General features: G+C 63.1%; 4 protein-coding genes. 1 reads left to right on the top strand and 3 read right to left on the bottom strand.

What is annotated here, in order from left to right; translation table 11 throughout:
- Positions 1-81: 81 nt before the first annotated feature.
- Positions 82-2,526 carry an MCP four helix bundle domain-containing protein gene (locus tag W930_RS27230; protein WP_023873273.1) on the bottom strand — a complete coding sequence of 815 codons (2,445 nt, stop codon included), beginning with the start codon at positions 2,524-2,526 and terminating at the stop codon, positions 82-84.
- 419 nt (positions 2,527-2,945) lie between these two features.
- Entirely contained in the window at positions 2,946-7,334 is a 4,389-nt protein-coding gene (locus W930_RS0112650; protein ID WP_023873272.1) for an Ig-like domain-containing protein, read from the bottom strand.
- A 238-nt stretch (positions 7,335-7,572) separates the two neighbouring features.
- Between W930_RS0112650 and W930_RS0112645 the strand changes: the two genes are divergently transcribed.
- Entirely contained in the window at positions 7,573-9,861 is a 2,289-nt protein-coding gene (locus W930_RS0112645; RefSeq protein ID WP_023873271.1) for a hypothetical protein, read from the top strand.
- A 147-nt stretch (positions 9,862-10,008) separates the two neighbouring features.
- On the opposite strand, the gene W930_RS27225 is transcribed toward W930_RS0112645, so the two are convergent.
- Complete coding sequence (locus W930_RS27225) at positions 10,009-12,273, bottom strand: autotransporter outer membrane beta-barrel domain-containing protein (RefSeq protein WP_058952726.1); 2,265 nt, start codon at positions 12,271-12,273, stop codon at positions 10,009-10,011.
- Positions 12,274-12,356: the final 83 nt, after the last annotated feature.

Here is a 12,356-nt window from a genome sequence, read left to right as displayed (position 1 = left end):
AAATCTGCCTTGCGGCCCGTCGGCGACGGACCGGCGAGGTCCGCGCCACAGTGCCCGTCGATGCGTTCCGCGGTGCCGGCGTCAGACCTTGCCGGGTTGCGGCAGATCGCCTCGCGATGCCACCTCTCCGGACGAACGCACCGGCATTGCGGGCGCGTCCAGCGTCGGCAGGTCGACGGCATCGGCCGCGACACTGTTCAGGTCGAAACCGTCGACGACCAGATTGTCGGGCAGACATACCACCGTCTGGAACTGGCGGAACTCCGCCCCCTTGCGATCGTCGGTAAAGCGCAGTTCGATGCGCCCGTGCTCGCGACGCACGAAGTCCTGCACGGCGTCCATGCCCACGCCGCGGCCGGACACTTCGGTGACTTGCGCGGCCGTCGAGAATCCCGGCCGGAAAATGAACTGCGCGATCTGCTCGTCGCTGACGTATGTCTCGGATGTGATCCAGCCCCGTTGCACCGCGATGGCGCGAATGCGGTGCAGCGCCAGCCCGCGACCGTCGTCCGTGAGCGTGACCTGCAGCATGTTGTGGTCGAGGCCGACTTCGACGTCGATGGTTCCGGCCGCCGGTTTGCCTTTCGCGCGCCGTTCCTCGGCGCCCTCCAGCCCATGGTCCATCGAGTTGCGCAGCAAGTGCATGAACACGTCGCGCAGGATACGCACGGCAGGCGCACGCAGACGATAGCCGTTGTCATCGATGCGCACGACGGGAGCCGGCTTGCCCAGCTCCGCGGCAAGCGATGGCAGTGAATCGAGCACCCCGCCCAGCGCCTCGCCCACGCCCTCGGTGCCCAGCAGACGCAGCGTCTGATGCACCGCGTCGCGCATGGCGACCAGTTGGTGCAGATCGTTCGGATCGGCCGCCTCGAGCATGCGCAGGCTGGCGCGGATATGTGCGCGATCGACCACCATCGACTGCTCGTCGGCGGCACGGCCCGGGCCCTTCCGGCCGAGGCTCATTTCGTTGATCTGCGCGTAAGTGTCGACCGCCTCGCGCACGCGCTCGAGTTCGCGCATCAGACCGTCCTGATCCCACAGGCGCGCGACGTCGGGCTGGCGCAGTTCGTGATAGCGCTGCTCGGTCTCGTGCACGACGTTAGTCAGGTACTGGAGGTTGTACGTGCGCGCGTTGCCCTTGATGGTGTGCATGTTGCGGAACAGTTCCGCGATGGCCGCGCTGTCGGGCTGGGAATGCTTGCGGATGATGCGCTCGTTCTCGCGGATGAAGCCGGTCGAACTCTCGATGAAGTGATGGAACTTCTCCTGGCTCACGGCGAGAATCTCGCCGATCATCTCCAGACGCTGCTTCTGTTCGTTGGCTTCGGCCGCGAGCTCGCGCAGCTCGGTCACGTCGCGCACGCACAGCATCAGGCGCAGGATCGTGTCGTCCTCGTCGGTGATCGCCGACCATGTGAGATCGAGCTGCTTCACACGGCCGTCGGGCATGCGCTTGCCGATCTCGCCAACGAGCAGGTGTTCGTTGAACGCGAAGTTCATGGCGTCCTGCCCGATGCAGGCGTCGATGGCGGCTTCGACCTGCGAGAGCGCGTCCGCGCCCAGATCGCTGTCGCCGAAGACCAGATCCATCACGCCGCGACCGGCGATGTCCTGCGTCTCGAAGATCGCTTCGAGATAGGCGGAGTACTCACCATGAACCTTCGCACCGTCAACGACCGTCAGAATGCCCTGCTGCATGTTCTGCAACATGGCCTGTATGTCGGCCGTCTTCTGCTTGAGCTGCGCGGAGCGTTCCTGAATCTTCTCGATCATGCCGTTGAAGGCCACGATCGAATGGCCGATTTCGTCCATTCGGCCGACGGGCACGCGGCGAGTGAAGTCCTGGCTGTTGGCGATCTCGCTCATCATGGCCTGCATACGCGAGAGCGGACGCGTGATCTGCCGGTACAGCAGCGCGCCAATGGCGGTGAGCAGCAGGATGGCCAGCCCGGTAACGATGCCGATGGCGGTGGTGGTCGTCGAGAGCGTGTCGTTGAGCGTGGCAATGGCGGCGTCTTTCTGACGGTTCTTCTCGACCCGCAGCGTATTGACCACGCCTTCGAGTTCGTCGCGGTACTGCGCCACCATCGCGAACAGGAACGCCTGCGCCATCTCGGTCTTGCCCGCCTGCTTGAGCTTCGCGGTGTCGTGGATGGCGTTGAAGTAGTTCTCCACGCTCTCGCGCGCCTGCGTGACGAGCCCCTTCTGGGCGTCGCTCGCGGCCCCGTCGGCCTGGCGGGCGAGCGAGCGGTCGATCTCGCCGCGCAACGCCTTGAGCTTGTCGAGCGCCTGTTCGACAACGGTCTCGTCCGGTGCGTAGACCAACGTCATGGTCGCGATCTGTACCGCCTTGACCTGCGAGACGAGATCCGCGGAAGCGAGCGCGCTGGGCACCACGCCTTCCGTCACCTGCCGCACCTTCTGCGCACTGGCGCGGGTCTGGTACACCGCATAGCCGCCGATGATCGAGAGCGCGACGAATGTCAGGATCACCAATAGCGTAATTCGATGACGGATGGTCATTGCGTCATTTCCCCGGGTCGCACCGGCGCCCGGTGCCCCGCGTTATCTGACGCAGTCGCCCGGCCGCCGAATTAGTTTGTCGATGCTTCGTGCGCCGTGATTATTGCGGGCGAACTGTGACGGTTCGATGAATCAACGGAATCTTCATGTGTGCTCATGACGGTAATGCCGTGTAGGAATCCGAGATGAGTGAGTACGCACGAACTTTCAAAGCATGGGCGCTGTCGTTCCGATCTCTCGGGGGGGACGGAGGGGAAGGCATGGGGGAAAAAGCGCGAACGACAGCGGCAGGAAAATGCCGCGGCGCGAAGGCCGCGGCGAATGTTCCACCGATCGACAGGGCGATTCGAGCGGTTCCGCTGCTGCTGGGGCTGGGGCCTGGTCCGGCTGACGCCACCCCAATGACGCCACAGTTGCCGTCAACCGTTCTTTGGTATCAGACAGAGCGCCTTCGCATTGCGCCCGCCCACTGTGTCAAAGCCAGCGCAGCCAACGGAAACGGCATACTGACCGAGCATGTGGCAACGCCCCGTGCCGCAACTTCCCTGTTCACAGGTGTAGGCGAAATATCCGCCGTTGGCAGCCCACACCTTCGTGTATTCCACCTTCAATGATTCGACCTCCGTTGGACCGATTCCACGCCCCCCCGACAGACTTTGCCGCCACGCAATCGCTTGTGCAGGGCTAATACCGACCTGGTGATTATCGATCGTCGTATAGACGTTACTCACCTCCACCGTGTAGGAGGCCGTCGTTCCCTTGCTGTCACGAACCGTAATGGTTGCAGTACCGTTGCCCTCGCCCACGACCCGCCCGGATTCATTGACGGTGGCCACCGACGGCTTGCTCGACGAATAGGTATAGGGCGGCACGCCTCCGGACGCCGCACGCGTTTGCGAGTTGCCCGGAGGGTACGCCCCCGTGCGCGTCCAGAACGATTTAACCGACAACCCGTTGAGCACCATCTTGTCCGGGTCCACCGTAATCGGCGGCACCACCTGCATCGTCACGCGAAGCAGCGGGAAGATGACGGCTTGCAGTTCATCGTCATTGCCGTCGAAGGCCACCTTGAACTCGACGCGCAGCTCGGATTCGTTCCTGAGCGCCGCCAGTCGCGCCCGCGGAAGCGGTTGCGAGATACCCGACGTCGCTTCACCCGCCGTCACGACGTGGCGAATCAACAGGACGATGACGTCCGGCGTGCCGTTGGCGAGCGTGGCATGACAACGCAACCAGACCTTCTGCCCTGCGGCGATCAGCGGCCACGGCGCGACCTTGATTTCGGCGTCCCCCGTAAAGCTGTCGAGCTTTAGCACACCGTTCTGTGCCTGGGGAATCACCGGTGTGGGCAACTCGCCTTCGCCGAAATCGTTGACCGTGAGTTCAAGAATGCCGGACGCGTCGTAGTTGCCGCTGCGCGTGACGATATAGCTGATCTTCACCGAACGTCCGACATACGGACTCAGCATCGCCCCTGACACGGAAATGTCCACGCTGCCCGTGGTACTACCCGGCACCTCGTCGAACGCATCGGCGCCGTCCAGCACCAGCTTGATGAGGTCGGTGGCACGCATGTCGTCGTAGGTGACGCGCACTGTCACGCCCTTCTCGGCTTCGATCGGATCGATTTCGTCATCCGGCGCCTCGAGCACGACAGGCGCAGGCAGTGTCAGGCTGTGCGCGAGCTTCAACGTGCGCTCGCGGAAGGTCACGGCATCGGCCTCGCTGGCGCTGCCGTCGAACGTGACTTTCACCTGAATACGCAGGTCCGAACCATCGAGCAACTTCTCCAGATCCGAGCGGCGCAATACCCGGTCGAGTGGCTTGCCCACCTCTTCCTCGGTCACCTCATGTCCGAGCTCGAGCGAAATCGTCGTCGAATTTCCGGTGGACTGCGTGCCGAAGACTCGCCACCAGACGCGCTGCCCCACGGCCATCAACGGCCACGTCGGCACGCGCGCCGTTGCGTCCGCCGTGAAGTCCAACAGATTGAGCACGCCGCCGCGTTGCTCCACGACGGTCGGCAACGGCAGATTGCCGGGCAGGAAGTTGTTGATGGTGAGCTCGAGCGCTGGCGAGACGGTCTCGAAGCCGAGGCGGGTCACCGTGTACGACACCAGAATGGTTTCGCCCAGATGAAGCGCAATCTTTGCCGGCGGCACGACGATGTCGACCGATCCCGTCTCGCTGCCGGTGACGGTTGCGAACGACGAGTCAGCATCCCAAGTCAACTGGATCACGTCTTCCGCCTGCATGCCATCGTAACTGATGCGCACGGTGGCGCCTTGCCGCGCATCCACAGGCTTGAGCACGTTGTCGATTGCCTCGACCACCACTGGCGCCGTGAGCGTGGGCAGCTCGATGCCGACACGAAGGTGAAGCACTTCGGACGGCATCACGCGATTGCCACGCTTGATCGTATACCGCACCGGCACTTCGCGACCGAGCCAGGTGTCCACCTGCTCCTTTCGCATGAAGAACTCATAGTCCATCGGGCCGAGAATATCCAGCGTGTCGTGATACATCTCGGCGCCTTCGCCCCAGTACAGATCGATCGTGTCGCCAACGCGCATGCCCGTATGCCAGCGCACGATCGTGTTCGCGCCTCGCTCGTAGGCGTCCTCCGGCAGGTACTCGCCGTCGGCTTCGCGCACTTCCGGTGCGGGCCACACCACCGCCTTGCTCACCTCCAGTGTCAGATCCTCCGAGCGCGTTTCGACGCCGGCGACCTCCACGGTGTAGTTCACGGTGATGGTCAGGCCGTCGAGTTGCTCCACGGATTCATGCGGCACGTACAAGTACAGCGGCTGGCCCACCAGACCATCGGAGATCTGGACCCGCCGGGTCGCCTCGCCGACAGTGCCTTTGGCGAACCAGACCGTCACGATATCGTTGCGGGCCATGCCTTCGTATGGGTCAACTCTCACCGTGGCGTCGTCGAGCGTATGGTTTGGATCGAGCACGCCGTCGATCTGCTCCTCCACAATGGGGGCAGGCAACAGTGCTGAAATCGGCAGAACCACGAACGATTTAGGCAGCGACGTCTCTTCGCCGCCCGCTGCCCGCGTGACCCGATACAGTACGTTGACCGTATCGCCGCCATCCGCATTGGCTTCAATTACGCCACGCGGTACGGTAACCACAATGTCCCCTATCGCCTCGACAATCACCTCGCCCGTGGCCTGACCGCCTTCGGAAAGTCCCAGCCAGAACCAGTTCACCACATCGCCAGGTACCATCCCCGGCCACGCGGGAATTGTCACCTTCGGGCCATCGGGCACCAGCGCCGGGTCGAGCGCTCCGCCGACCTCGCCCTCCACGATCGGCGGCTCGAGGCTGGCAACCCCCAACACCGTCAGGGCCAGCGTCTTCGAGGTCCGCTGGCTGTTGCCCGACTCCACTGTGTAGTGCACTTCGACACGGCCGCCCGCAATCGGCCCGATCTTGCTGTACGGCACGTCAAACTGCACCGGATCGGTGATATTTCCGGGCGTGATCTCATAGATGTCGGCGTGCGGTATCAGATCGCCGCCCGGCGTCCATCCGTTCCAGCGAAGTCGCACCAGATCGCCCACGCCGTAACCCGGCCATGGCTCGATCTCGACCGTCGCGCCATTAGGCACCGCCGCCGGATCGAGTTCGCCGTCGGCGGTGGCTTCGAGCACCTTCGGGGCGGGAAGCGATACGGCGGTGCCAACCAGCGTGAACGGCGCACGATAGGAACGCCCCTTGTACACCCCGGCGGTGCTGACCCGATAGAACACTGTTCCCTCGCCGGGAACGACCTGGCCGAGCGTTGCATTCGGCACGTCGAACATCATGACCGTGCCGCTCAGCGTCGCCGTCTGCGTGTGCTCGACTTCCAGTCCTTCGTATGATCTCCCCTGAAACACCAGGGACACGCCATCGCCCGACGCCATGTCGTGGTTCTTCATGACGACGACGGTCGCATCAGCACCGTCCAGTGCGTCGTAGTCCAGTTCGTTGTTGTCGTTCAACCCCGCCACGGCCGGGGCGTCGTAAATCGCGTCACCCACCTCGACGTCGATGAACGCCGATGGCGCACGTCCCGACCAGTTCTGTACCAGATCGACCAGTTCGTACGTCACCGCGACATCCTCGCCGGCGCCCGCCTCGTTGATCGTTGTTTCGGGCACCATGACCACCACCGGCTGGCCCACTTCCGGCTGTCCGATCGGGCCGTACACAACGCCTTTTGCACTTCCCCAGAGAACAGTCACCACGTCACCCGCCGTCATGTGCTCCCACACCGGGATTTCCACCGCCAGCCCCTCTGGCGGAACGGTTTCGATCGGGCCGGGTGGAAGAATGGCCTCGGCCAACGCCTCGTTGATGGGCCATGTCGACTGATCCGGGTCGTCTCCCCCCGGCACCGTGGTCTTGACGAGTACCTGCGCATGGGGCGACTCGATCGGAACCGGATCGCCGAACGACGAGATACGCTCGTACCAGACGTCGATCAAACCGTCGCCCACGCGAGACACGTCCGGCACCGGTGCCTGCAACGTGAAGACCGAATCGTTCGGGTTTTCGATCTGGATCGTATCGATCGGCAGGCCGGGCATTCCCCAGTAGAGCAGGAGCATGTCTCCGCGCAGGAAACCGGTCGTCCACGACACCAGCACTTCCAGCTTGTCGTTGATATTGCTTTCCAGATCGTCTTTCCGAATACCCCCTTTTCGCGCCGCCGGCACGGTCGGCGCGTACAGCCGGGCCGATTTGTCAATCGCCTCGTCGCTCTCCAGGGTGATGCCACTGCCTTCTGCGAACCTGTCGCGGATATTCATGACGGACCTCCTCATCTGCCGCACCACGGAACGCTCCTCGCGCCACAACGGCCGGGATACGTCAAATTCGCAGCAGGGCTTTCATCTCGCCACGGCGATCCTTGCCCGCCAACTGTCAACGTTGACAGGCCCCGCGCACGGCGAGGCTTTCCGGCACCTGACAACCTTGACAGTTTCTCGTCGGCATTTGCGGCGCCACACTCACCGGACGTTTCACCCCACCGCAAGGAGGTTCATCATGACCAGCAAAAGCATGACGTTGCTTCGCACCGATACCGCGCCGGCCCGGCTAAGCAGCCCGGTCAGCCGGGAAGAGGGGAAGAATTATCATCCGAACGTGGCCGTTATCGATCCCACTATCCTGGCCGACCGTCCGGCGGACTTTCCCGCTGACGCACCGCCATACAATCTGGTCAAGGCGTCGGCGGTGGGACCTGAGATCCGTTTCGAGGCAGCGTTTCTTGATCAAATGACGGTCGGCTGGAAATACGTCGTGTATTTCGACGGGGATACCGACGACGTCATCCGTGTGGTCACGGCAGAAGACCATGCCAAGCGATCCATTACGATCATCCTGCCCCCCGAACAGGCGTCAATGGAGGACGTTCACAATCTGCAGTACGTGGCAAGAAGCGAACTTGAAGACGAATGGAGTTTCCTCAGCCCGCCATCGCTGTTCACCATTGACACGCAGCGTCCCGGCGAGCCAAGGCCAGGAGAACTGGAATTCCCGGACGGCATCGAGCAGGACGGGCTGACGGATGCAAAGCTCACGGAGTTGGGCGACGTTCTGCGCGGCACCGTCCCGAGCTATGCCGAGCGCATGCACGGCGATACTCTGGTAGGCATACTGCGTCGGGAAGATGGCACGGAAGTCGGGCGCCTCCCACCGCATCAGATTCCCTACGGCGAAACCTACGATCCTCCCACCGAGCTTGTCTTTCCGCGCACGCTCATTGAGCAGGCCGGCGACGGAAAATTGGGTTTTTCTTATGAGATCACCGACCTGGCCGGCAATGTCAGCGCCGAATCCGATGTCGTGGTGATCGACGTCTTCCTGCGCCCGGGTATTGCCGATCTGCTGCCACCGCTGGTGCCGGCGTATGATGACGACCCGCCGCCCGACGCCAAGCTGATCGACGAGGCGGACGCGCGCGCCCCCGTCGAAGTCGAGATTCCCGGTCACGCGGAAATTGAAACCGGCGATGAGATTGCCGTGCTCTGGGGCGGACGCGAACAAAACCGCGTGGTCTTCAATGGCGCCGACAGCACGCTGCCCGTCATCCTGTCGATCAGGGTGCCCTACGGCGAGGTACTCGCGGAATGGGCCGACGCGCCGCCGGACGCCGACGGCTATGCGAGAGTCCCGGTGAGTTACATCGTTTATCGGGCGGGGCGCGAAGCCGGCCGCCCGAAGACGCCGCATTCGGTGGTCGTCAACCTGGATCAGGGCGGCGGCGTCGATCCGGATCCGGATACGCCGTGGAACGATGCCCTGGGCCGGCCCGTCGTGCACCACTCGGGGTGGAGCACTGGGGAACGCGAAGACTTCATTCCCGACGCCTCGATCCAGGAAGACCACGAATTCATCGTGCCGTGGTTCCGGCGCGATATCGACGGCAACATCACCGGCGAAGACGCCTTTATCGCCGGTGACATCATCTACGCGGTCTACGATGGCGTGACCATCGAGCCGCGCTATACCGTGGGCGGTGACGACGTCAGTCAAAAAGTCGACCTCGTCATCTCCCTTCCATGGGCGGTTGTCAAGGCGCAGGGCAGCGGGCTGAAGCCCACGGTGTACCTGGTCACGCGCTATCTCAACCCGGAGCAGCGCGAGAATACCAGTGTGTCGCCGACCGCCGAGGTGGAAGTCGCCGACAGCGGCGACATTCCGGGCGGCGACGACGGTCTGTTCCCCGCTACGTTCCCGAACGGCAAGGTGATCTGGTCGAATGTTTCTCCGATCGGGCATGAGCCGATCGAGGTTCCCGCCTATGAAAACATGCGACTGGGGGACGTGATCCGCATTTTCGTCACAGCCGACTTCTATGATCCTGTCGATCAAACCTATGGGGCGCCGATCACCCGTGCCTACTTCGGCGGCGACAACGGCGAGAATCCGCACCCCGATTATCGGTTCGAGATTTCCCTGGCTCAAGAGAACATCGGAGAGCCGGTCCGGTTCGGTTGGCCGAAGGAGTTGATCGAGTGGGGCTACCCGTATGGCATGTGCCGCATCGATTACACCGTGACCCGTGCGGACGGCAGCCACAAAACATCCGCATCGACCGGTGCTGAAACGCGCCTGGATACCAGTGCGAATTACCCGGGCCCGTATCCGTTCGGGGTCAGGCAAACGCACGTGACCTTGTCCGAGACAATGGCGCTTGCGAAGACGACACCGGACAAACGGCAGTCGATTCTCAATGCGTTTGTTCGGCAGTGGCTCATGAGCGCGGCACAGCGCCGCTCCTACCGGCAGCGTGAAAAGCAGGCGCTGGCCCTGGCAATGAAGCAGCGTTGAAGCACCCGAACGCCCGACAAGGGAATACGAGGCAAAGAAAAGCGCCTGACAGTCGCGAGACTGTCAGGCGTTCCCTCCCTCGGGAGACCTTCCATCGGTCGCATCTGACACGACAGCCGGTCCATCCCGCTTTTCTCACAAAGACGCTCAGAAGCTGTAACGCACACCGACGTTCACGCCCCACGGCTTGTCCAGACGCTTGCCTATCGAGTAGCTGCCGTCGGCATAAGCCTGCAAACGCTGAGTCATTTGCGCGGCAATGCCCGCACCGACTTCGAAACGCGTGCCGGAGATATCGTTCTCCAGACGAATGTCGTTGATCGTGACCGAATTGCCACCAGCGAACTCATGCGTGACGGCCAGCTTCATATACGGCTGGAACGTGCCCTTCGACGTCTCGAACGTCTTGCCGACGTTGACGCCCAGCGTACCCAACAACGACATGGCGCGGCCCGAGCGGGCATGCATGCCGTTATCCAACGTGAAATCGGTGCCGCTCGCCCACAAGCCGGCGACCTGCGCGAACGGTTCGACGAACCAGCGATTCGACCACTCGATCGTGCGGCCGAACTCGGCCGACAAACCCACGCCGTGATTGGCGAAATCCGCCTTGCTTTGCGTGCCGTCGCTCATGCGAACGTCAAGTTCATTGCCGAAACGGTTGTACTTCAGCACGCCGTCGAAGTAGTAGCCCTGCTTGCCAAGCCATGTGGCATACGCCCCCGCCGTGTGGCTCTCGACAGTTCCCCGGGAGCCGGAATTGAAATTGAGACGGCTCGTACTCGTGCCGAGCATGCCGCCCACCAGCCAATGGCCGTGATCGCCGCGCATGACGACCGCATCGGCGCCGGCGATCACCCCCCACTGGTCCTGCGAGTAGCCGCGGCCCAGTGCCGGGCGGGCGTTATAGCGTGAACCGAACGTGCGGGCCCATGCGCCCCCCTGCTCGCCAGCGCCCATGCGCGCCTCACCGAGTCGAGTGCGAAGCGCGCTGTGCTCACCGAGCCACACGGTAGACAGCGCGTTATGAATGCCGAGCACCGTGTCGGCGCCCGACGAGATCTCTTCGTTGCGCTCCAGGTACCACGACTGCTCCCCGCCGGCTTCTCCGCCCTGCTTGAGCGAGTAGGTGTACACACCGGCGTCGACCTTGTCGCCCACGAGCGAGAACGTCGCGTCGCCGCCGGCCTGCTCGACGAGCAACTGCGTATCCACCCCGCCCTCCTTCCCCGAGTTGGTGACGTGCAATCGGTGGGCGCCGGTGGCGTCGGTAACGTTGAGCCGGTCGGCTTCGCCGATCGCCAGATCGGCCTGCATGCCGAAAGTGCCGTTTCCCGTGAGCTCGCCAATGTCGAGCGTATGCCAGTCGCCCGACGACGCGGTGCCGTGAATGTCAATCATGCCACCACTGTCCATGGCGACCTTTGCCACATGGTTGTCTCCCGTGAGCGACCATTTCCCACCGGTATTCAACTTCAGCGAATCAACATTGACGAGAGCGCCGGTAATCGATGCCTGGTTTTGCAGCGTCAGTTGCATCTCGCCCTCGCCGCTGCCCACGATATTGCCCGTCAGTTGCGTGTTATCGACGGTGATGTCCGACGCGAGATCGCCAACAGCTTCGATCAGATTGCCGTTGGCCCCGGTGATCGATGTGCCGTTGGCAATGACGAGCGTTGCCAACGACTGCACGCCCTCGGGGTCCTCCTGACCGGGCTGTCGCTGAATCAGGATGCCTGCGCCTTCGGTGCCGGTGACTGCGACCCCATCGAGCACGGCGCCCACGCGTGGGGCCGTCCCTGCGCGGCTCGTGGACAGCCACAAACCGTGACTTCCGGTGAGCGAGCCGCCACTGGCCGTGAGCTCTCCGCCGAGATTCATGACGCCCGCGTTGAATCCGGCTTCCTCGCCGCTTCCGGACGTCACATCGGTATCGTTCAACACCAGCGTGGCTCCGCCGCCCATATTGACACCGAACGCATAGCCGCTAATCGTGCTATTGCTCACCGTTGCCGTGGACACGCCGTTGTTCGCCCCCATTCGGCCCATGGCCAGCCCCGTGCCCAGCGCGCTCGAGATCCGGGAGTTGGCGATCGTTGCATGCCCCTGCCGCAGCGCGACTGCCGTCTGGTTGCCCGTAGTCTCGATGGTGGCACCGTCGGCAATGAGGCGGGAGTCGGACTCGATGACGACTGTTTTGGCCGCCGCCCCCGGGTTCAGGATCAATCGGCCGCGATTACGCACCGTCCAGGATTCGTTCGGATCGCCCGGTGCGTCGACGATTGCCTCACCGTTGTCGATCAGCGCGGCCTGCGCCGGCGCAACCAAACAGGCAAGGAGCAGCGCAACCCCTTGAGCGATAAGCCGTGGCGCGTGCGGGGCGGCAGCCTGCCGCAGAGAAGTGATACGCATGGTGGTCGTTTTCGAAAGGTTTGGAAACGACCGCAAGCGTAGGACAAACGCTTATGAATTCTGCATATTCACACAACAAAACA

The organism is Pandoraea sp. E26 (assembly GCF_000681415.1).
GTDB classification, from domain to species: Bacteria; Pseudomonadota; Gammaproteobacteria; order Burkholderiales; family Burkholderiaceae; genus Pandoraea; species Pandoraea pnomenusa.
This window is presented reverse-complemented; position numbering and strand designations above follow the sequence as displayed.